Here is a 22059-nt window from a genome sequence, read left to right as displayed (position 1 = left end):
CCGCGCCCTTCTCGACCCCAAGGAAACCGAGACATCTCATGAGCCTCACGTACACAGCCGGCTCCCTGGTCGCCGCCCGTGGCCGGGAATGGGTGGTGCTGCCCGAGAGCGCACCCGACATGCTGGTGCTGCGCCCCCTGGGTGGGAGCGAGGACGACATCGCGGCCGTCTTCCCCGCCTTCGAGGAGGTCCGGCCGGCCGAGTTCGCGGCACCGAGCCCGGCCGACCTGGGCGACCAGCGGGCCGCCGGTCTGCTGCGCACCGCGCTGCGCGTCGGGTTCCGCTCGGGTGCGGGCCCGTTCCGCTCCCTGGCGTCGATCGCCGTGGAACCACGCGCCTATCAGCTCGTCCCGCTGCTGATGGCGCTGCGGCAGCGCACCGTGCGACTGCTGATCTCGGACGACGTCGGTATCGGCAAGACGGTGGAGGCCGGCCTCATCGCCAAGGAGCTGCTCGCCCAGGGGGAGGCGACCCGGCTGGCGGTGCTGTGCTCCCCCGCCCTGGCCGAGCAGTGGCAGTCCGAACTGCGGGAGAAGTTCGCCGTCGACGCCGAACTGGTCCTGGCCTCCACGGTGACCCGCCTGGAGCGGGGCCTGGAGCTGGGCCAGTCCCTGTTCGACAAGCACCCGTACACGATCATCTCGACGGACTTCATCAAGTCCACCCGGCACCGCGAGGACTTCGTACGGCACTGCCCCGACCTGGTGATCGTCGACGAGGCCCACACCTGTGTGGCGGCGGACGACACCGCGCAGGGCGGCACGTCGTCCGCGGCGAACCAGCTCCGGTACGAGTTGCTGCGCAGGGTCTCCGCCAAGGCCGACCGGCACCTGCTCCTGCTCACCGCGACCCCGCACTCCGGCAAGGAGTCGGCGTTCCGCAACCTGCTCGGCCTGGTGCGGCCCGAACTCGCCACGCTGGACCTGGAGTCCCCGGCGGGGCGCGCGAAGCTCGCCGAACATTTCGTCGCCCGCAAGCGCGCCGACGTACGCGACTACCTCACCAAGGAGGACGGTCTCGCCGACGACTCCCTCGCCGAACGGACGGCCTTCCCGTCCGACCGCTGGACCAAGGACGAGCCGTACAAGCTGACCCCCGCCTACCGGGCGCTGCTCGACGACGCCATCGCCTATGCGCGGGACCGCGTCGCGGCGGCCGGGGAGCAGGGCAAGCGGGAGGCCCGGATCGCCTGGTGGTCGGTGATCGCGCTGCTGCGTTCGATGGTGTCCTCGCCCGCGGCCGCCGCACAGACCCTGAAGACGCGTTCCGAGTCCGCGACCGCCCGCACCGCGCAGGAGGCGGACGCGCTGGGTGCCCCGGTGGCCGCCGACTCCGCCGAGAACGACCGGCTGGAAGGCATGGACGTCGCGCCGGGCGCCGCCGAGTCCGAGGAGGCGGGTGCCCGGCTGCTCGAACTGTCCGAGCGGGCCGCGCAGTTGGTCGGACCGGCCGAGGACGCGAAGCTGAAGGCGCTCACCCGGCATCTGAAGGGCCTGATCGCCGACGGCTACCACCCGATCGTCTTCTGCCGCTACATCCCCACCGCCCAGTACCTCGCCGAGCAGCTCGACGGCAAGCTCGGCAAGAAGACGAAGATCGCCGCGGTGACCGGTACGCTCTCCCCGCAGCAACGTCTGGAGCGGATCGAGCAGCTCGCCGCCGAGTCCGCCGAGGAGGCCGACGACCCCGCCGTCCGCCGCGTACTGATCGCCACGGACTGCCTCTCCGAGGGCGTCAACCTCCAGCACCACTTCGACGCCGTCGTCCACTACGACCTCGCCTGGAACCCCACCCGCCACGACCAGCGGGAGGGCCGCGTCGACCGCTACGGCCAGAAGCGCGACCAAATCCGTGTCATCACCATGTACGGCGAGGACAACGGCATCGACGGCAAGGTCCTGGAGGTGCTGTTCAAGAAGCACCGGCAGATCAAGAAGGACCTGGGGATCTCCGTCTCCGTTCCGGACGAGACGGCCTCCGGCGTCACCGACGCCGTCGTGGAGTGGCTGCTGCTGCACGGACGACAGGGCAGCCAGGAGAGCCTGTTCGAACTGCCCGGTCACCAGGAGTCGTTCGACCGCGTCGAGCGCGAGTGGACGTCGGCCGCGGAGCGGGAGAAGACCTCCCGTTCCAAGTATGCCCAGCGTGCGATCCACCCGGAGGAGGTGGCCCGCGAGGTCGCCGCCGTACGGGCCGCACTCGGCGGCGCCGACGAGGTCCGCGAGTTCGCCCTGGAGGCGCTGCGCGACCTGGACGCGCTGGTCCGCACTGCGACATTCTCTGAGCGCGACGGCAGCGGTGACTTCACCGCCCAGCTCGGTGGCGCACCGGCCGGCCTGCGTGACGCGCTCGCCGCGACCCTCGGCGGCCGGCTGATCGAGGAGGACCGGGAGATCCCGTTCCGCACGTCACCGGCGATCGCCCGCGGCGAGGCCGCGCTGGTCCGCACCGACCCGGCGATCGGCGCCATCGCCTCGTACGTCCTGGACTCGGCGCTCGACGCGAACACCCCCGGCCCCCGCCCGGCCCGCCGCTGCGGTGTGGTCACCACGGACGCGGTGGCGATCCGCACCACGCTCCTGCTGGTCCGCTACCGCTTCCACCTCACGCTGCCGTCCCGTACGGGCGACCGGCAGCTGGTCGCGGAGGACGCGCGGCTGCTCGCCTACGAGGGCATGCCGTCGCGCGCCCGCTGGCTGGACGAGGACGCGGCCACCGCGCTCCTGGCGGCCCGCGCCAGCGGCAACACCCACGAGCAGCTCGCCCGCAACCAGATCATCCGCACGCTGGACGGCCTGCCGGACCTGTCCGCCCACCTCACCGAGTACGGCACGCGCCTGGCCGCCGAACTCGACGCCTCGCACCGCCGCGTGCGCAGGGCCAACGAGGAGATCGTCCGCGGCCTGAAGGTCGTACCGCAGGAGCCCGCCGACATCCTCGGCGTGTACGTCTACCTGCCGCAGCAGCCCGCCTCTACCGTGTCCGGAGCCGAAGCCTGATGCCCGTCGCCGCCACCCGCACCGCCCTGGCCTTCACCGCCGTCACCACGGTCGGCGGACTGCTCCCCGCCGACATGCTGCTGCGCATCGCCGAGGCGCGGAACCTGCCGGGCACCAAGCCCGCCGACTACGGCCTTCCCGCGTCCGTCCCCGTACGCGACGAGGCGGAGCGCGCCTGGGAGTACCTCAAGCCGCTCTGGCGCGAGCTGCGCACCGCGCTGCCCTCGGACCCGAACACCGGGGCGCCCGCCGCCGACCCGACCGGCCGGGCCGGCACGGACTGGCTGGCCCAGCTCTTCCGCAAGCTGGACTTCGGCGCGCTGACGGAGGTGGGCGCGGCGGGCATACCGGCCGACTCGGACCCGGAGAAGCGGTTCCCGGTCTCCCACCGTCACGGCCCGGCGCTGGTCCACCAGATCCCCTGGAACCAGGAACTCGACAAGCGCCCGGCCCCCGGCCAGGTCCCGGCCCAGTCCATGCTCCAGGACTGCCTCAACCGCACCGAGGCCCACCTGTGGGCGGTCCTCACCAACGGCCGCCGCCTGCGCCTGCTGCGCGACTCGTCGTCCTTCTCCACCGCCGCCTACGTCGAGTTCGACCTGGAGGCCCTGTTCGACGGCGAGCTGTTCAGCGAGTTCGTGCTGCTGTACAGCCTGCTGCACGCGTCCCGGTTCGAGGTGGCGCAGGGGGCGCCGGCTTCCGGGTGCTGGCTGGAGAAGTGGCGCACCGTCGCCATCGAGTCCGGCAGCCGGGCGCTCGACCACTTCCGCGACGGCGTGCAGGCGGCCCTCACCGTCCTGGGCACCGGGTTCCTGAGCCACCCGCAGAACAACAAGCTGCGCGAGAACCTGGACGTCCACGCCTTCCAGACGGCTCTGCTGCGGCTCGTCTACCGCATGATCTTCCTCTTCGTCGCGGAGGACCGGGGCGCCCTGCTGGACCCGGCGGTGGACGAGGTGACCCGCGACCGCTTCACCCGCTTCTTCTCCACGGCCCGTCTCCGCCGCCACTCCCTGCGCCGCCTGGGCACCGCCCACGACGACCGGTACCGGGCCCTGGAACTGCTGATCGAGGCGCTGGGCTCCGAGGAGGGCCGCCCCGAGCTGGGTCTGAAGGGACTCGGTGGCCTCTTCGACGACACCCCCGCCGACGAGCCGCTGCGCGGCGCCCGCCTGGCCAACCGCCACCTGTTCGAGGCGGTCAAGCACCTGGCACGCGTGCGCGACACCGGCTCCGCCCGCTGGCGCCCCGTGGACTACGAGCACATGGGCGCCGAGGAACTCGGCTCGGTGTACGAGGCGCTGCTGGAGCTGGTGCCGAAGCACAGTGCCGCCGACCGCACCTTCGAGCTGATCGACCGCATCGGCAACGACCGCAAGAAGACCGGAAGTTACTACACGCCCACGGCTCTCACCGAGGCGTTGCTCGACTCGACGTTGAACCCCCTGATCGACGAGGCGGTCAAGCGCGGGGAGCAGAACGCGAGCGCGAACGGCCGTCCGGACCCCACCGACACGATCGTCGAGGAACTCCTCTCCCTCACGGTCTGCGACCCCGCGTGCGGGTCGGGCCACTTCCTCGTGGCGGCGGCCCGGCGTATCGCCAAGCGCGTCGCCGCCGTGCGCGGACGCAACCCCGAGCCCACGGCCGAGGCCGTGCGCCACGCCCTGCACGAGGTGGTCGAGCGCTGTGTGTACGGCGTGGACCTCAACCCCATGGCGGTGGAGCTGGCCAAGGTGTCGCTGTGGCTGGAGGCGATGGAGCCGGGCAAGCCGCTCAGCTTCCTGGACGCGCACATCAAGCACGGCAACGGCCTGATCGGCGCGACCCCCGCCCTGATGCGCGACGGCATCCCGGACCGGGCCTTCAAGAAGGCCGAGGGCGACGACGAGGGCTGGGCCCGGCAGCTGCTGAACCGTAACGCCCTCGAACGGCAGGGTCAGGGCGGCCTCTTCGAGGTCGAGACGGAGACGAACGTCGCCAACACGTCGTTCGCGCGCGGCCTGCGGCGGATCACCGCCGCCCCGGCCGACACCCTCGCCGACGTCCGCCGCAAGGAGGCCGCCTACCGCGACTGGACGACGTCCGCCGAGTACCTGCGCGCCCTGCACCTGGCGGACGCGTGGTGCGCGGCGTTCGTCTGGGTCAAGCGGGACGACGCGCCACCCGCCGTCACGCACAAGGTGTTCCGGGATCTGGAGGACCCCGAGGGCGACGCGGCACCCCAGTCCACGCACGACGAGATCGTGCGGCTGCGGGACCAGTACGCCTTCTTCCACTGGCACCTGGAGTTCCCGGAGATCTTCCACGTGCCGGAGGACTCCGCACTGGCCGAGGCGGGACGGGTGTCCGAGGCGATCTCCCCGGTGACCGGCTGGGCCGGCGGGTTCTCCTGCGTGGTGGGGAACCCGCCGTGGGACAAGGTCGACTTCGAGGACAAGAAGTACTTCAGCGTGGTCGCGCCCGAGATCGCGGACATCTCGGGGACGGCTCGGCGTACGCGGATCACCGAGTGGGAGAGGGAACACCCGGAGGCCGGCAAGCGGTACCGGGAGGCGCGGCGGGCGGTCAAGGGGACGTTCCACTTCGCGGGGGACTCGGGGGTGTTCCCGCTGTGCGCGAAGGGGTTGACGGTCAAGGGCGTCAACTCCCTCCAGACGGACCAGCTCTTCGCCGAACGCATGGCGGGCGTGGTCGCACCCGAGGGACGGTGCGGTGTGATCCTGCCGACGGCGGTCGCGACGGGGGCGGGATCGCAGCATCTGTTCGCGGACTTCACGCAACGGGGGGCGCTGGCATCCCTGTACGACTTCGAGAACCGCCGCCCGAAGTCGCCCGCGCTGCCCAAGGGGGGCAAGTGGTTCGAGAGCGTGCATTCCAGCTACAAGTTCTGCCTGCTCTCCCTCACCGGCCGGGCCGCGCGTGCGGAAGCGAGCCGTATCGGCTTCTTCCTGGCCGAGATCTCGGACCTGGGTGACCCGAACCGGGTGTTCGCCCTGGACCCGGAGGACCTGGCCCGGATCAACCCGAACACGGGCACGCTCCCCGTGTTCCGGACCCAGCGCGACGCCGACATCACGGCCGGCGTGTACCGGCGGGTACCGGTGCTGTGGCACGAGGGGCGCCGGGACGGCAACCCCTGGGGCATCGCCTTCAAGCGGCTCTTCGACATGACCGACGACTCCGACCTCTTCCGGAGTCGCGAGCAGTTGGAGGCCGAGGGGTGGGAGCTGCGGGGGAACGTCTTCGAGCGGGATGGAGAGCGCATGCTGCCGCTGTACGAAGGAAAGATGGTGCATCTCTTCGACCATCGCTGGAACTCGTACACCGGTACCGGCAATGAAGACCGCCGTCGCATCAGCACATCGGAGAAGACGGATCCCGCGACGTGCGCCGATCCTCGGTACTGGATCCAGCGGGCTGGAAGAATCCCGACACGACGCAACAACAGGGACGTCGACATCAAGGGTGTCGAGCTGCGTCTCGCCGAGGAGGGCTGGGACCGCGACTGGCTGCTGGGGTGGCGGGACGTGTGCCGCGCCACGGACGAACGCACCGCCATCCCCGCCCTGCTCCCTCGCACGGCCGTTGGTCACAAGTTCCCTCTGATGTTTCCTCGCGTCGCTCCCCTGGTGGTTGCCGCTCTGATCGCCGCCCAGTCCTCCCTGGTCTTCGACTACGTCAGTCGTCAGAAGATCGGTGGCGTGAGTATGGGACTGTTCATCTGGAAGCAGCTCCCCGTCCCCACCCCCACCACCCTCGAACCCCACATCCCCTTCCTCCTCCCCCGTCTCCTCGAACTCGTCTACACGGCCTACGACATGGCCCCCCTCGCCCGCGACCTCGGCGACGAGGGGGAACCGTTCCGGTGGGACGAGGACCGCCGTGCGCAGCTCCGCGCCGAGTTGGACGCGTACTTCTTCCACCTCTACGGGATCTCCAGCGAGGACACGGATTACGTCCTGGAGTCCTTCCAGTCGGAGTCGGGCGGGCTGAAGAACAACGAGATCGCCAAGTTCGGCGAGTACCGCACCAAGCGGCTGGTCCTCACCGAGTACGACCGCATGGCCGCCGCCGGCCTGACCCTGGAGAAGCCGCTCAGGGAGGGTGAGTCCGGCACGTACCGCTCGCCGCTCACCCCGCCGCCCGGCCACGGCCCCCGCCACCCGTGACCGTGTTCGCCGGGTGGCCGAACGGGAGGCCACCCGGCGAGCGCGGCCACGAGGGTCCGACGGCGTGAAGGAGCCGCGCGGCGGGCCCGAGTCCGCTCTCCCACATCCCCGCATCCCACCGAGGAGCGTGTATGCAACCACGCGGCTACCGCATGGTGGTCTCGACCGAACTCGACTACGTCCAGGCCTGCGGCGTCGCGGAGCGGCACCTGCTGGAATGGATCCGCGGCAAGGGGTACGACCCGTCGGGGCTGGACGAGGGGCGCAACGACATAGCCCCGCACGCCACCCTCGACCGTGACTCGGAGTCCGGCCGCAAGGGCGCGCACAGCCGCTGGCGGATGCGGGAGACGCACTCCGCGACCGCCGGCACCTGGCAGTCCACGCTCATCGTGCGTTCCGGCCTGGAGGAGGACGAGGGCCGTACCTGGGTGCAGCTCGACATCGAGCACCAGCCGGCCGGCGAGACCGAGATCCCCAGGCGTGCCAACACACCCAACATCGTCCGGTCCCTGCTGGACGGCCTGAAGGCACTGGACGCCGACGCGGAGGTCACCGCCGGACCGGTCTTCGTCGAGGCCGAGGACGTCGACGACCTCATCGAGGAACTGTGCGACGAGAACCGCCGGATGCCCGTCGTCATCGCCAGCGTGCCGTACGGAAAGGATCCCGACGACTGGTCCAGCTCGGTCGTCGAACCCCTCTTCCGCTATCTGCACGGACTGGCCGTGCTGTACGTGCTCACGCCGGAAGCACAGGTCAAGTTCAACGCCGCGCTGGAGTACCACCCCGTGTTCGGTGGCGGTGTCCGTACGTACCTCCCCGGGCTCGACCCGGCATGGAAGCCCGACGCCCAGCGTCACCCGGTGATGTCGCGCCGTACCATCGAGGCCGATCCGCGCCGCGCCGCCTCCACACTCGCCGCGCTCCCCCAGCGGCTGTCCTCCCGGCAGCCGCTGCCCGCCGCCCTGCTCGCCATTCCGCGCCAGCGCACCCGGCCCCGAACCCCCCAGGACGGCACGGACGTCGTTCAGCTCCGCTCCGAGAACGCGGCGCTCACGGCCCTGCTGGACGAGGCCGAGCGTGCCGAGGCCATCCGGGTCGGCGAGATCAACGACCTGTACGCGGAGCTGGCGAAGGCCGATCAGGCCAGCAACGAACTGCGCGGCGAGAACGAGGAGCTGTACGACAAGGTCCAGGAGTCCCAGCGGCTCATACGCTTCCTGCGGGAACAACTCCAGGAGGCGGGCCGGTTCGCCGTCGCCCACACGCCGTCCGTCACCGCGGACATCGCCTACCCGACGACCTTCGCCGAGTTGCTGGACCGCCTCGGCGAGCTGCCCGGCATCGCGTTCACCGGGAACCGCAAGACCACCCGGGCACTCGACAGCCAGTCGGTGGACAACTGGCTGCGCGTCGCCTGGGACGGCCTGCTGGCCCTCGACCACTTCGCCCGGTCGTCCGCCGAGGGCACGACCTCCGGCGACTTCCTGAGCTGGTGCAAGTCAGACGGCTCCAGCGCGTTCCCCTTCCCCGCGGCCAAGGTGGCCATGCGCGAGTCGGACACGGTCGCCCGCAAGGCGAAACTGCGCGCCGAACGAATGCTCCCGGTCCCGAAGGCGGTGCACCCCGACGGCCAGGTCTTCATGCAGGCGCACCTGAAGATCGGCGGTGGAAACACCATCGCCCCGCGCCTGCACTTCTACAACGACTGCCCCCGCTCCGGGAAGGTGTACGTCGGCTACCTGGGCCCGCACCTGCGCAACACCCTCACCTGACGGGCCCTCGGGGGCAGTACGCCGTTTGCTCAGCCTTCCGCGGCGAACCGCACGAACCGTCCCCAGCCTTCGCGCCCCACAGCGAAGGCCGGGCGGGTCACGTCCTTGGAGTCCCTTACGTGGACGGCCTGCTCGGTGACGGCGACCTCCACACAGTCGTCACCCGAGCTACCGCTATGGCTTGACTTGAACCAGTCGAGTTCCGGCGTGCTCATGTCTCTCCTCGCAGTCGCTCCAGCAAGGCCCGGGAATCTTTGGGGTGCAGGGCCTGCGACCGCAGTGTGTCATAGCGCTGCTGGAGAACTCTCACCTCTTTCGAGTCGCTGATCAGCCGCCCGCTCTCCTGGCCCTCCGAGTACGCGAGCCGACGCCCTTCCGGGGTCTCCAGCAGGCGTAGAGGCCCATCCATGCACGAGTGGTACTCGGCGTCCAACGGCATGATCTGCAACGTCACATGGCGGGGCGCCGTGTGCTCCAGAACGTGCCGCAACTGCTCTCGCCATACCTCTGCACCGCCCAGTCTCCGTCGCAGGACCGCTTCCTCGACGATGAAGTGGAACGGAACTGTCGGACGCTCGTGCAGCATCCGCTGCCGCTCCATCCTCGCTTCGACTTGAGCCTCCAGCTGCTCGTCCGTCAGCAGCGGAATCCGGTTCTCGAAGAGTGCCCGCGCATACGCCTCCGACTGCAACAACCCCGGCACCAACCGGCACTCGTACGTGCACAGGCTCACCGCCTCCCGCTCCAGCCGCGCCCACCGCCGCCTCCCCCCGTGTCAGGTGCCGGGCGGCCTTCCGCAGCGCACCCGTGTTGCCCAGCGCCTGCTCCGCGCGTTCCACGAACGCCTCGTCCGGCATCCGGCGCCCCAACTCCACCGACTCCACGGTGTGTTTGGAGTACTGGACCCGGGCACTCAGATCGACCCGGCTGAGGCCCGCGTGCTCGCGCAGGGCCTGGACGACGGCGCCGAACGTGCGGAGGCTGTCCGACGGGTGGGGCTCCCGTTCCCAGTCCCCTGCCGGAACGGCCCGCGCGCCGGCGCCCCCGGCCGCCTCCCCCTCGACTCCGACGCTCTCCATCCGCCGCCCCTTTCCGCCGAACCGCACCGCGGCGGCTCCTCACGCCGCCTCGCACTCACCGCCCAGCGTGACGGAACAGCAGTCGTACCGTCCACTCCTCGTGTCCGTACGCTGACTCAGCGTACGGGGTGCCGCACTCGTCCCCACCCGGCCCGGCCGGTGGACGCCCGCCGCCGAAAGGCTGTGCCCGGGCGCCGACATGTCGTACGGCTACGACCTCGACCGTCCCGCGTACCTCTCCCTGGCTGTGCTGACGTGCCCCGCGCCGCCACCGCGACGACTCGTACTCCCACCCTGCGTACGGGGTGCGGCACTCCCCCTCACCCGCGTCCTGCCGCCACGCTGGCGTCATGAACCACGCGACACCACACGTCGGCGTCCCGGTCGGCACCTTCACGCAGCTGCTGTCGTCCACGCGGCGCGGCGCCCGTCTCGCCCGGTTGCTCGCCGTGACCGCACTGCGGTCATGGGGCGCCCCGGAGGACCTGACGGAGCGTGCCGAGCTCGTCGTCGCGGAGCTGGCCGCCAACGCCGTCCTCCACGGCCTGGTACCCGGCCGTTGCTTCCGGCTCACGCTCGCCTTCGACCCGCCGGCCGGGCACCTGCGCGTCGAGGTCACCGACGCCCGCGGGGAGCTCTATCCGCAGATCGCGACGGGCGCCGCCGGATCCGACGAGCTCCGCCCCGGCGGGCGCGGCCTCATGCTCGTCGCCGCGCTCGCCGACCACTGGGACTGCGTCCCCCACCCGCCCGGCGGCAAGACCGTCCGGGCTGTGCTCACAGCGCCGGTCGCACCCTGACGTGCGTGGTTCCGCCCACGCCCCGCCGCGCGCCGACCGGGCCGCCCACTCACCGCCGGTAGCGCCAGATCTGCCGCAAGCGCAGGGCCTCCATGGCCCGATGGGCCTCCAGCTCCGTGTCAGGGACGGGCTCCCGGCCGAGACGGACACGCACCTGGCGGTAGAGCCGGTGCGGGGCGGTGACGGAGCTGTCGACCAGCGTGGACAGGAGCGGCTCGTCAGCCGGGGTGCTCCGGTCCGCCGCGACGAGCAACGCGACCTTGTCGTCGGGGTGCAGGGACGGGAACTGCCCGCCTGTCCTGAGGCGGAGGTCGTTCCATTTCAGGGGGGCGCCGTCGGCGCGGGCCAGTTCCTCCAGGACGCCGCGGACGGTGAGGGCCAGCTTGTCGATCCGCTCGGCCGGCAGGCGGTCGTCCCGCGGCGGCTCGGCGATGCCGCCCGCCCCCGCCGGTGTCTTCGGCGGAGCGGTCGCCGGCCGGGCGGACCGCTCGGCGGCCAGCCGGTCCTCCAGCGTGTTCCGCCAGCGCTCGACAAGCTTGGTCTCCGGGGCCGGCAGCGGTTGGGCGAGCTGACCGCGGTACGTCCCGATCTCGTCGAGGAGCCGCAGCAGGTCCTGGGTGGGCCGGTTCCTGTGGGTCGCAATCAGCTCGCCGAGCAGGCGTCGGATCTTCCTGAGGTGCGGATCCGTTTTCGTGACCGGCTTCGGTTCGAGGGCCTTGGCCGGTTTCGGTCCGGAAACCGCGGTCCGGTGCTCCATTCCGGTCGGATTGACCGTGATCGGACGGCCGATCAGACGGTCGAGGAGGTCCAGGACACGGTCACCCTCCCGCAGCCACTCGCGCAGGGCCCGCCTGCTGGGACGGACCTCTTCGTACCTTCGGAGGTGTTCCTCCCCTTGCCGGATCGCCGCCGACAGGCGCTGTGCGCGCGTCCCCTTCGTCCGCTCCCGGGTCCTCGCCGCCTCCTCCAGCTTCTCCCTCGTCTCCGCGCGTCTGCGGTACGCCTGGCCCAGGTCGCTCTCGGAGGGCGCCTGTTCCCTCACGGCCGGCTGCTTCGCGGTGGGCTGCTGCACGGCGGGCGGCGGGGCGGCCGACACGTGTGCCGGACGGCTCCCGTACGCCGCGTGTGTCCTTCTGACCTCGGCCGCCGCCCACTGCTGGAGGGCCGACTCCGAGGCCGGTCCGGCGGCCCCGAGCCGTCTCAGCACCTGACCCAGGTACGGAAGGGGTCTGCCCAGGTGGGTGACGATCAGGACGCTCAGCAGCGGACGGCCGGGCACCCGCGGCTTGTCCACCTCGACCAGCAGGTCCTGGCGCTTGGGGTTCGGCAGGTCGTAGACCCACCTGCCGAGCTGTCCGGCCAGCTCGCTCCACGTGATCGTGGCGCCCCTCGCCGCGACCTCCTCCAGCACCTTCCTCAGCTCGGCGGCCGGTTTCCCGGGTGCGTTCTCCGGCGCCCCGGGCCCACCGGGCGCGGCTTCGGTGAGCGGGGTTCGCTCGCGAGTGCCGGAGGCGCGGGGTGCCGGAACGTACTTCTCGTCGAGCGCGACGCTGGGACGCCACAGACCGGTGCGTTCCGCCTCCAGGCCGTTGAGCGGTACCAGGGCGTCGGCCCGGACCGCCCAGGAGGAGCCGTTTCCCTCGACGACATCCGTGATCAGCAGCCGGACCGAGCCGGCGAGGTGGTAGACGTACTGGTCCGTGGGCGCCGGCACGGTGTCGGGCAGGGACAGGTGGGCCCGTACGATGCGGCTTCCCGCCGGCTTGACGAAGCCGGGAATCAGGCGTCTGCCGGGCACGTCCAGGGAAGATGGGGGCGGGGTGGCCGCTTCCGTGTCCACCGCGAACACGACCTGTCCGCGGGGAAGGGCGACGCTGCTGGGAAACGGCTCGCAGCCGATGCCGTCGTCGCGGACCGTTCCCTCGGCACGCAGCTCCTCGATGGCGGGGGTGACGAGGCCGCTCTCGGTCATCCGGCAGCGCTCCAGGGGAGCCCACGCCGTCTTCTTCCCGTCGGTCAGGGTGCCGATGCACACGCGACGGTCGTTGTCCTCGGTCTCGCACCGCACGAGCAGCGCGTACCCCCGACGCGCCACCATGTCGCGTGCGAGCGCGTCGTCCCGGCCGAAGACCCACTCGATACGGCCTTCCTTCGCGCCCAGGCTGTCCGCCGCCTTGCGCCAGCTGAGGTAGTCCTCCGGGTGGAGTTCGAACCGGAGGTGCGTCTTGGTACGACGCAGCCAGAAGTCCACGGCGTCGCCGTGGCAGTGCCCGAAGGTGCGCAGTTCACCCTGGGCAGCGTGCCCCTGCGCCGCCAGCCAGCGGGTGACGTGGGCCTTGACGAACAAGTGGTCGGCGCCGTCCGCGCTGTGGGTGGTCCGATGGCATTCCCCACGGCCGGGGTCGGCTTCGTGGGCGAAGTGACAGACCCTCGTCACATACCGCTTCGGACGCAGCGGTTCGCCACAGCCGCCGAGAAGCGTGCCGCACCAGAAGTCGTCCCTTCCGAACTGGCGGAGGAACTCGTCGAGGTTGTGGGGCTGTTCCGGGAGGATCACCGGCTGGTCCGAGTCACGGCCTCCGATGACCGCGGTCTGGATGAGACGGGTGTCGATCTGCCTCAACTCGGGAACCTCCGACGGACACGTGAGACGCCCCATGGAGGGGCAAGGGATGCAAAGGAATCTGACAGAGAGGCAAGCGCCCCGCGCCTACGCGGGCAGCGCGGGGAACACCACCACCGAGCCGTCCTTGTCGCGGGCCATCTCGATCGCCACGTCCGTCGCGCTGCTGTCGGCCACGGCGCCGTCGCCCAGCCGGTGAATGCGGTGGGCCGCGCTCATCAGGCGGTCGACCTCACCGGTCGTGAAGACGGGGCGCAGACCGTTCGGTCGTGCCAGCTCCAGCGCCGACAGGCGTCGCAGGACACCGGCGACACCCGACTCCAGCGCGTCGAGGCGCTGCTGGTCGACCTTGAGTGCGCGGACGAAGTTCTCGAACAGGTTGCCGGGGTCGCCCTGGGCGTGCTCGACGGCCTGGAGGACGTTGACCCGTCTCTTCAGCGCGACGGCCAGGGTGGCGAGTTCCAGGTGGGCGCGGAACGTGCCGCCGTCCTCGTCGAGGCCGGGGAAGGACTTGGTCAGTGTGCCGATCTCCACGGCCTTGCCGTCGGGCAGCTTGTCGAGCGCGTGCTGCCACTTGGCGAGGCGGCGGTCGGCGGAGCCCAGCGCCGTGTTGATGGCGTGCACGGCCGAGTCCAGTCCCAGAGAGGCACCGAGCTTGCCCTGGTCGAGCAGAACGGCGGTGGCTTTGGCGATGGCGTCACGGCAGCCGTCGAGTGCGCTGTACTCCTTCTCCAGCTCCTGTTCCTGGAGTTGCTCCAGCAGCTCCGTGATGTGCTCGATGGCCTGTTGACGCTTGTGGTCGGCGTGCGCGCTCACGCCCACCGCCACGGCCATGAGCACGAGCGGCGCGGCCACGGTGAGCGCGGTTCCGCCGACAGCCGCGGCGCCGGCCGTCGCACCGGCTCCACCGGCAGCGCCCGCCGCCGCCGCGTCGACTCGCACGAACGTCGGCTGGCCGACGATGCTGCCCGTCGAGTTCACGAAGGCACCGCGGATGCCACCGGACACCGCCTTCGACGCCATCGGGCGCGCGACGCCCTGCCCCAACTGGGCGGCCACCTTCGCCGGCACCACCATGCGGTACAGGCCTTCGCCGGCGGCCGTCGCCCTGGCCGCCGTGGAGGAGCTGCGCGCGGACTGCGTGATGAGCTGCGACAAGTGCTGGGCCAAGGGACTCGCGGCATCGAGGGAAATGCCTCGGCTGCGGTCGAGCCCGTCGGGCAGCGGGTGTGCCTCCAGCGTGGCGATCGGCTCGTCGGCCAGGGCGGCCAGCACGCCGCGCAGTTCGGCCACACGCTCGGCCGTCATCGGCCCGTCTCCGGTCACGTCGGGCACCCGGACGTCTCCGGTCGCCAGCGTCCACACCGGAACGGTCGCCTTGCGGTAGTCGATCATCGTCTCCCCTTGTCTCCCCGGGACAGCCTACGGCTGGACGCCCGACAGCACTGTAGGGTCAGTACGTTTACACCGTCAACGGATTCACTAGGCTCGTTTACTCTTATGTCTGGAGTCATTTGACGGCGTCAACAGGTAAGGTGAGGCAGCACTGGCGCAGGCCTCGCACTCCCGGAAGGTCACCCGTGTCGCAGCCCGAACTCCTCCCCGGTACTCCCGAGTTCCGCATCAAGCTGCCCAAGGACGGCGGTGAGGCGCGCGGGCACCTGCTCGCCGAGTTCGGCGGCAACGGCACCCACAAGTTCCTCCTGCGGAAGGGCTCCATGGTGGCTGCCGAGGCATGGCCCGGGCTCGGCGACCACGCCCGCCGCAACCGCGCGGACCTGCGTGCGAGCGGGGCCCTCATCGACGCTCCCCACGCTCCCGGTCTGCCGCAGGCACCGCCGCGCTGGGTGACGGCCCGGGACATCGAGTGCAACTCCTCCTCGGCCGCCGCCGCCCTCGTGTACGGCTACGACACTTCCGGCCCCGAGTCCTGGCGCACCGCGGAGGGCCATCCGCTCGCCGACTACCTGTCCACCGGCTGGCGCCCCCCGCGCAAGGCCTGGCTGGTGCGCGGCTCCAACGTCTCCGGGCACAATCTGGTGCGTCGGCTGTGGCTGAAGGAGGGCTTCGTCTCCCTCTCGGCCGCGCACCTGCCGCCTCTGGAGGAGACCGATCCGACCAAGAGCACGCTGCGCCGCTTCGTGGAGGAGGGGTACGAGGGTGCGGCCTCGTACAACCAGAAACGCGGTCTCGTCGACGAACTGCACGCCTTCCTGACGCAGATGCGCGTCGGCGACACCGTCGCCACCATCGGTGACGGATGGCTGAGCATCGGGCGGATCACGGGGGAAGCCGTGCAGACTTCGTCGCCGGGCGGGTTGTCCAATCTGCGAAGGACCGTCGACTGGCTGCCGCGAAGCCACGCGTACGAGGAACTGTCGGAGGAAGTGCAGCAGAAGCTGTCCGTCCAGCACGACGTCGTCGACCTGACCGGTGTGCTGGAAGCGCTCGACGAGCTCACCGCACAGCAGGACCGCACGACCACGGCGGCAGCCGGTGAGGACCTCGCCGTGGAACGGCCGACGCAGCGGGAGCTGTCGCTGCCGCACATCACCGAGGCACTCGCCGCGGATCTCCTCGTCCATGACCGTGGCTGGCTGGAGGAGGTGCGCGAACTCCTCCTCGACGAGCGGCAGATCGTTCTGTACGGCCCACCGGGCACGGGCAAGACCTATCTGGCGATGAAGCTGGCCGAGTACTTCGGTGGCGGGCCGGAGCAGGTCAAGATCGTGCAGTTCCATCCCTCGTACGCCTACGAGGACTTCTTCGAGGGCTTCCGGCCCGTGGAGGACCCCGAGACGAGGGAGGTGGCCTTCCGGCTGACGGCGGGGCCGCTCCGGGAACTCGCCGATCTCGCCCTGCGTGAGGGCAACCGGCACATCCCGCACTTCCTGATCATCGACGAGATCAACCGCGCGAATCTGGCGAAGGTCTTCGGCGAGCTGTACTTCCTGCTGGAGTACCGGAAGAAGACGGTCCGTCTCACCTACTCCGGGGACGACTTCGCATTGCCGGCCAACCTCTTCGTGATCGGCACGATGAACACCGCCGACCGGTCGATCGCCCTGGTGGACGCGGCGATGCGCCGCCGTTTCGCCTTCGTGGAGCTGTCCCCGCGCACCGAGCCGACCGCCGGCCTCCTCGCCCGCTGGCTACGGCGCGAGGGCCGGGACCTGGAGCCCGCCCGCCTCCTCGACGTCCTCAACACCCGTATCGGCGACGCCGACTTCGCCATCGGGCCGTCGTACCTGATGAAACCGGGCGTGTACCGCGACGGCGGCCTCGACCGGGTCTGGCGCACGAAGATCCTGCCGCTGCTGGAGGAACACCACTACGGCGAGGGCCTCGACATCGAGGCCCGCTACGGCCTCGGCTCCTTGCGCGAGCAGCTCCCGTGACGGTGTCCGGGCCCGAGGTGTGGCTGCGCGAGTACGGACCGGCCACCTCCGTGCCGCTGAGTGCGGAGGCCGGGCGGGCGCTGGCCGCCTCCGGCATCCTGCACAGTGCGACCCCCGACCCCGGCCGGAGCGGGCACTGGCTGCTGCGTGCGGGCAGCCGGGTCGGCGCCGTACGCGTACCCGGCGGGCCGGTCGTACGGATCACGCCCAAGACCCCGGTGAGCCGGCTGTTCTTCCTCCTCGGGTTCAGCCTCGACCCGGCCCGCGCCTGGCGTGACGGCGCGGAGGGCACGGTCGAGACCGGCGCGTACGACGACGTCGTCCCGGCGCTCGCGCACGCCGTGGAGCGGCAGATCGACCGGGCGCTGCGGCAGGGGGTCCTCCAGGGCTACCGGGAGGTGGAGGAGTCCGCGCTCGTGATGCGCGGCAGACTGCGTGAGGCCGAGCAGAGCCGACGGCACTTCGGCCGTACGCCGCCCGTGGAGATCGTCCACGACGCGTACACCGCCGACACCGCCGAGAACCGCATCCTGCGCGCCGCCACCGAGCGGCTGCTGCGGCTGCCGGACGTCCCCGGGGCCGTCCGGCGCCGTCTCGCTCATCAGCGCGTCCGTCTGGCCGACGCCCAGCCGTTGGTACGGGGGCAGGAACTGCCCCGTTGGCAGCCGTCACGTCTCAACTCCCGTTACCAGGCCGCGCTTCGGCTCGCCGAGGCCGTGCTCCGCGACACCTCGCCGGAACACCGGCCGGCCGGGGCCGACGCGCTCGCCGTGGACGGCTTCCTCCTCGACATGAACAAGCTGTTCGAGGACTTCGTCACGGTCGCGCTGCGTGAGGCCCTTCGGGAGCACGGCCTGACCGCGCGCCTCCAGGACTCCCATCACCTCGACACCGCGGGCCTCGTACGGTTGCGTCCCGACCTCGTCGTCCGCACCGGCGACGGCCGCACCCCGCTCGCCGTCGTCGACGCCAAGTACAAGGTGGAGAAGGCCGACGGGCTCCTCAACGCCGACCTCTACCAGGCCCTCACCTACGCCACCGTGCTCGGTCTGCGCGAGGCACACCTGGTGTACGCGGCCGGGCGGCAGCCCGAGCGCTTCCACGAAGTCCGGGGAACGGCGGCGGGACCGGACGGGCGGGGAGTGCGGCTCTACCAGCACAGCCTCGATCTCTCCCGCGACCCGGGACAACTCCTCACCGCCCTCCGACAGATCGCCGGGCGGCTGGCCGGTGACTCCGCGCATCCGTGATCATGGGACATCGCCTGACAGAAAGGAAGGGGACCTCATGCCCCGGCTCGCCTTCGCCCAGAGCTTCTGGGACGGCTACGACACCCTGGAGAAGCCGGTCAGAGCCGGAGTGCGCAAGGCCATGGCGAAGTTCCAGGCCATGAGCGCCGCCGAACTCAACGCGGACAAGGGGCTGCACCTGGAGTCCGTGGAGAACGCCCGTGACCGACGGATGCGCACCATCCGCATCACCGACTTCTGGCGCGGTGTCGTCCTCGCCCCCGACGACGGCAGCGACACGTTCCTGCTGGTCAACGTCCTGCCGCATGACGACGCCTACACCTGGGCGGCGAAGCGCCTGTACAGCGCGAACTCCGCCACGCGGGCCCTGGAGGTGCGCAACGCCGTCGCCCTGGACGAGCTGACGCCGCTGTACGAGACCGCCGCACGCACCGCTCCCCGGCTGCTGTTCGCCGATGTCTCCGACGGCACGCTGCGCGAGCTCGGTATCGACGACCAGGTCCTGCGCGCCGCGCGTTCCATGGTGGACAAGGCCCAGCTGGAGGCGTTCTCCACGCTCCTGCCGGAGGACCAGCTGGAAGTGCTCCAGTACCTCGCCGAGGGATTCAGCCCGGAGGAGGTCTACCGGGACGTCGTGGCCGTCCGCCGCCCCGCCGACGCGCCCGCCGAACCGGTCGAGGACCTGGCCACGGTGATCGGCAACACGCCCGCGCGCATCCGGCTGGTCACCGGACCGCAGGAGCTGGAGGAGATCCTGGAGAAGCCCTTCGCCGCCTGGAGGGTCTTCCTGCACCCGTCCCAGCGCCGGGTCGCCTACCGCGCCTCGTACGGCGGTCCCGTCCAGGTCACCGGCGGACCCGGCACGGGCAAGACGGTGGCCGCCCTGCACCGGGTCAAGCACCTGCTCGGCCGCTCCGAGGACGGTCGCATCCTGCTCACCACCTACACGAACGCGCTCGCCGCCGGACTGCGCGACATGCTCGGTCTGCTCCTCGACGAGGACGAGAAGCTGCTGGCACGGGTGGACGTGACAACGGTCGACGCCTTCGCGAACGGCATCGTGCGCGCCGACTCGGCTGTCACGCCGAAACCGATCGGGGACCGGGAACAGCGGCAGCTGTGGGAGAAGGCGGTCAAGCAGCTCCATCTGCCGTTCACCGCCCAGTTCCTGGCCCAGGAGTACCGGCACGTCGTTCTCGGCCAGAACCTCCGTGATCTCGACGCCTACCTCGGCGCGAGCCGCCGTGGCCGCGGCACCGGTCTCGGTCCCGCGCGCCGCCGCGAAGTGTGGAGGGGCGTGGAGCGGTTCGAGCAGCTGCTGCGGGACCGCCGTGAGACCACGCACCTGCGCATCTGCGCCCGGGCGGCGGAACTCCTCGCCGGCCGGCCGGCCCCGTACGCCCATGTCGTCGTCGACGAGGCACAGGATCTGCACCCGGGGCAGTGGCGGGTGCTGCGCGCCGCCGTCTCCCCCGGACCCGACGACCTGTTCGTCACCGGCGACCCACATCAGCGGATCTACGACTCCCGGGTCTCCCTCGGCTCGCTGGGGGTCACCACGAGTGGCCGCAGCTTCCGGCTGCGCGTCAACTACCGCTCCACCGAGGAGATCCTCGCCTGGTCCACCCGCCTCCTCGCACCCGTGACCGTCGACGCGCTCGAAGGCGAGGGGACGGACTCGCTGTCCGGGTACCGCTCCGTCCTCCACGGTCGCCGGCCCCAGGTGCAGGGGTACCGCACCCAGAGGGAAGAGATCGAGGGGCTGGTGGAGCGGGTCCGTGCGCTGCTGGACGAGGGCCTCGCCCCGCATGAGATCGGCGTGTGCGCACGCTTCAACCTCTCCCTGGACGCGGCGGAGGAGAAGCTGACCGCCGCCGGGGTCCCGGTGCTACGGGTCAGGGGTCAGGCCGCCCAGGGGACCGAGGGGGTGCGGCTGGCAACGATGCACGCGATGAAGGGGCTGGAGTTCCGCGCGGTGTCGGTGCTCGGTGCCGCCGAGGGAACCGTCCCGTTCGCCCGGGAGATCACCCCGCGTGAGGCGGACCCGCTCCAGCACGAGGCCGACCTGCTCCGGGAGCGCTGTCTGCTCTTCGTCGCCTGCACGCGTGCTCGCGAGGCTCTGAGCGTGACGTGGAGCGGGACGGCGAGCCCGTTCCTGCCGCACGCCGCCTGACCGGCCGCCCGCCCGGCCCTCATTCCTCCGGTGCCAGGGCGCCCGTGGCGAGACCGTCACGGGCGACCTCGGCGAGCTGCCGGCTCAGCTCGTCGACCTTGCGCATCCCCTCCTCGAACGCGGACAGGGCACGGAAGGCGGAGCCGTACCGGCGCTGATCGTCGATGCCCATACGGGGGATGCGCGCGCCCCTGCCGTCGAAGCGGTAGGTCCCGCTCGCGCTCGTCGACCTGCGGGCGTTGACGGAGCTGCGCAGGAAACCTTGCAGATAGGCGGTGTCGAGCTGCTCGCTGGCCGAGACCGGCTCCTGACCGTCGTAGGCCACGAGCCCGGCTCGGGCGAGATCGGCGACGCTGGTGGTGGCGGCGTCCAGCGAACCCGGCCCGCCACCCGCGGCGAGCTCCGGCAGGAGGGCGGCGAGGCGACGGATCTGGTTCTCCAGCTCCTCGCGCAGGGCGGCGTACTCACCGGGGTAGTCGCGGTGCCGGTGCAGGAGGTGGCTTCCGGGTGTCAGATCGACCGTGTCGTCGAGGAGTTCGATCAGCGGGACGTCGGCAACTTGGTCGGGGCGTGGTTCCAGGTCGGCGTCGGGGCTGTTGTCCGTCAGGTCGATCATGCGCACGGTGTGGTTCGTGTCCGCGCCCGCCGTGCTCCGGGGACGCTGAAGACACCACAGATGGACAGGCAGGGCGTGCGAGGTCGCCGTGCCCGGTGGCAAGGCGATGACTTGGCGCAGGATGCCGCGGCGTACGAGCTCCGCCCGGATGCGGCGACCTGCTTTGCGGTAGGCGACCGAGGCCGGCATGACCATGAGGACGTGGCCGCCGGGCACGGTGTGCGCGTAGGCATGCTGGAGCCATGCGAGCTCGCCTTCGGCCTTGGACGGGGTGCCGAGGTCCCAGCGGGAGTCCAGCAGCAGTTCCTCCCGCCCCCACTCGGTCACGCCGGCCGGAGGATCGCAGACGACCAGATCAGCTTTGAGGTCCGGCCATTCGTCCGCGCGCAGTGAGTCACCTGCCACTATGCGCACGCCTGATCGGCCCAGGAGGTCTGCGCGGAGCTGTGCGAAGCGGGCGCTGTCGGCGTCCATCTCCTGCCCGCGGCACCGCATCCCGCCTCCGGCGGCGACGGACAGGAGCAGCACCCCGATTCCGCAAGCGGGATCGAAGACGGTGGCGTCGGACGCCAGTTCGGGAGCGAAGTGGCGCACGGCGCGCACCACCCGCTCAGGCGTCACCTGGTCGGAGCCGGCGCGCCGAGCGGAGTCCATGAATCGTTCGGTCAGGCCGTTCACGAGGTCGGCGGGGGATTCGGTGCGGACGAGTCCCTGTACGCGGGTGGCGATGTCGTCCGGCACTCCGGTTCCGGCTTCTCCGGTCAGCACCGCGGCCACCTGCGCCAGGCCCACGATCATCTGCTCCCCGTACACAGCCCGCATGGCCTGCCACAACTCGACCTCTGGGGAGACCTCCTGGCCCTTGCGTTGCTTGTCCAGCCACTCCTGGACCTCCGCGAGCGCGTAGAGCGGACTGTTGGCGGCACCCCCCGCCGGCAGGGGGAAATCGTCGTAACGCCGGCGCCAGTTGGAGACAGCAGCCCGGGTGACTCCGGCCAACCGAGCGATCTCGGCGCCGGTGACCAGTGGTCCGACCGATGAAGCGGCAGTGTCCGTCATAGCCCCAGCGTACACGGGCGGTTACACCGTTTCCAGAGAGTGTCCTGTTGACAACGTACACAGACCGCGTCCATCATCAGTCGTGTACTTGATTCCCTCCCGAATCGGTGCG

The 22059-nt window shown here is 71.0% G+C and carries 11 protein-coding genes and 1 pseudogene; 7 read left to right on the top strand and 5 right to left on the bottom strand.

All coding sequences use genetic code 11. The annotated features are described in order from the left end of the window. Window positions 1-38: 38 nt before the first annotated feature. The 3 genes from ACH4LD_RS05515 (at window position 39) to ACH4LD_RS05505 (ending at window position 8949) form a co-directional block, all read left to right on the top strand. Window positions 39-2999 (top strand): DEAD/DEAH box helicase, encoded by a 2961-nt coding sequence (locus ACH4LD_RS05515; RefSeq protein ID WP_398054412.1) that lies wholly within the window; start codon window positions 39-41, stop codon window positions 2997-2999. Further along, the gene (locus ACH4LD_RS05510) at window positions 2999-7171 is read left to right on the top strand and encodes an Eco57I restriction-modification methylase domain-containing protein (RefSeq protein WP_398054413.1); all 4173 of its coding nucleotides are present in this window, start codon (window positions 2999-3001) and stop codon (window positions 7169-7171) included. Before ACH4LD_RS05515 ends, ACH4LD_RS05510 begins: the two co-directional genes overlap by 1 nt. A gap of 131 nt (window positions 7172-7302) precedes the next feature. Next, entirely contained in the window at window positions 7303-8949 is a 1647-nt protein-coding gene (locus tag ACH4LD_RS05505) for a hypothetical protein (protein WP_398054414.1), read from the top strand. Between the two features lie 29 nt (window positions 8950-8978). Here ACH4LD_RS05505 and ACH4LD_RS05500 read toward each other — a convergent pair whose 3' ends face one another. Both ACH4LD_RS05500 and ACH4LD_RS05495 read right to left on the bottom strand, forming a co-directional pair. Then, a complete protein-coding gene (locus tag ACH4LD_RS05500; protein WP_398054415.1) occupies window positions 8979-9164 on the bottom strand; it encodes a DUF397 domain-containing protein in 186 nt (61 codons plus the stop codon). Beyond that, a pseudogene (locus ACH4LD_RS05495) lies at window positions 9161-10028 on the bottom strand (Scr1 family TA system antitoxin-like transcriptional regulator). Before ACH4LD_RS05495 ends, ACH4LD_RS05500 begins: the two are co-directional and overlap by 4 nt. A gap of 350 nt (window positions 10029-10378) precedes the next feature. Here ACH4LD_RS05495 and ACH4LD_RS05490 point away from each other — a divergent pair. Next, entirely contained in the window at window positions 10379-10828 is a 450-nt protein-coding gene (locus tag ACH4LD_RS05490) for an ATP-binding protein (RefSeq protein ID WP_398054416.1), read from the top strand. Between the two features lie 49 nt (window positions 10829-10877). Here the strand turns inward: ACH4LD_RS05490 and ACH4LD_RS05485 are convergent, their stop codons facing one another. Both ACH4LD_RS05485 and ACH4LD_RS05480 read right to left on the bottom strand, forming a co-directional pair. Next, entirely contained in the window at window positions 10878-13451 is a 2574-nt protein-coding gene (locus ACH4LD_RS05485; RefSeq protein WP_398054417.1) for a hypothetical protein, read from the bottom strand. A gap of 87 nt (window positions 13452-13538) precedes the next feature. Further along, window positions 13539-14846 (bottom strand): hypothetical protein, encoded by a 1308-nt coding sequence (locus ACH4LD_RS05480; RefSeq protein ID WP_398054418.1) that lies wholly within the window; start codon window positions 14844-14846, stop codon window positions 13539-13541. Between the two features lie 185 nt (window positions 14847-15031). On the opposite strand from ACH4LD_RS05480, the gene ACH4LD_RS05475 reads away from it, so the two are divergent. From ACH4LD_RS05475 to ACH4LD_RS05465, 3 genes are read left to right on the top strand one after another with little or no spacing between them, the layout of a single operon-like run. Beyond that, window positions 15032-16849, top strand: a complete 1818-nt coding sequence (locus ACH4LD_RS05475) for an AAA family ATPase (RefSeq protein WP_398054419.1) — start codon at window positions 15032-15034, stop codon at window positions 16847-16849. Further along, on the top strand, window positions 16846-18099 hold the full coding sequence (locus ACH4LD_RS05470; protein WP_398054420.1) for an McrC family protein: 1254 nt from the start codon (window positions 16846-16848) through the stop codon (window positions 18097-18099). The genes ACH4LD_RS05475 and ACH4LD_RS05470 overlap by 4 nt, the downstream gene beginning before the upstream one ends. A 37-nt stretch (window positions 18100-18136) precedes the next feature. Then, entirely contained in the window at window positions 18137-20272 is a 2136-nt protein-coding gene (locus tag ACH4LD_RS05465) for a UvrD-helicase domain-containing protein (protein WP_398054421.1), read from the top strand. 19 nt (window positions 20273-20291) lie between these two features. Here the strand turns inward: ACH4LD_RS05465 and ACH4LD_RS05460 are convergent, their stop codons facing one another. Then, on the bottom strand, window positions 20292-21947 hold the full coding sequence (locus tag ACH4LD_RS05460; protein WP_398054422.1) for a class I SAM-dependent DNA methyltransferase: 1656 nt from the start codon (window positions 21945-21947) through the stop codon (window positions 20292-20294). Window positions 21948-22059 lie beyond the last annotated feature (112 nt).

Source organism: Streptomyces sp. NPDC017676 (assembly GCF_044329325.1).
Classification (GTDB): domain Bacteria; phylum Actinomycetota; class Actinomycetes; order Streptomycetales; family Streptomycetaceae; genus Streptomyces.
Note: the sequence above shows the minus strand (reverse complement) of the source record. Positions and strands in the feature narration are given on the sequence as shown.

Bases quoted from the DNA above. Each gene is read 5' to 3' on its own strand.
- ACH4LD_RS05515 (WP_398054412.1), top strand. From the start codon at position 39: ATGAGCCTCACGTACACAGCCGGCTCCCTGGTCGCCGCCCGTGGCCGG.
- ACH4LD_RS05510 (WP_398054413.1), top strand. From the start codon at position 2,999: ATGCCCGTCGCCGCCACCCGCACCGCCCTGGCCTTCACCGCCGTCACC.
- ACH4LD_RS05505 (WP_398054414.1), top strand. From the start codon at position 7,303: ATGCAACCACGCGGCTACCGCATGGTGGTCTCGACCGAACTCGACTAC.
- ACH4LD_RS05500 (WP_398054415.1), bottom strand. From the start codon at position 9,164: ATGAGCACGCCGGAACTCGACTGGTTCAAGTCAAGCCATAGCGGTAGC.
- ACH4LD_RS05490 (WP_398054416.1), top strand. From the start codon at position 10,379: ATGAACCACGCGACACCACACGTCGGCGTCCCGGTCGGCACCTTCACG.
- ACH4LD_RS05480 (WP_398054418.1), bottom strand. From the start codon at position 14,846: ATGATCGACTACCGCAAGGCGACCGTTCCGGTGTGGACGCTGGCGACC.
- ACH4LD_RS05465 (WP_398054421.1), top strand. From the start codon at position 18,137: ATGCCCCGGCTCGCCTTCGCCCAGAGCTTCTGGGACGGCTACGACACC.
- ACH4LD_RS05460 (WP_398054422.1), bottom strand. From the start codon at position 21,947: ATGACGGACACTGCCGCTTCATCGGTCGGACCACTGGTCACCGGCGCC.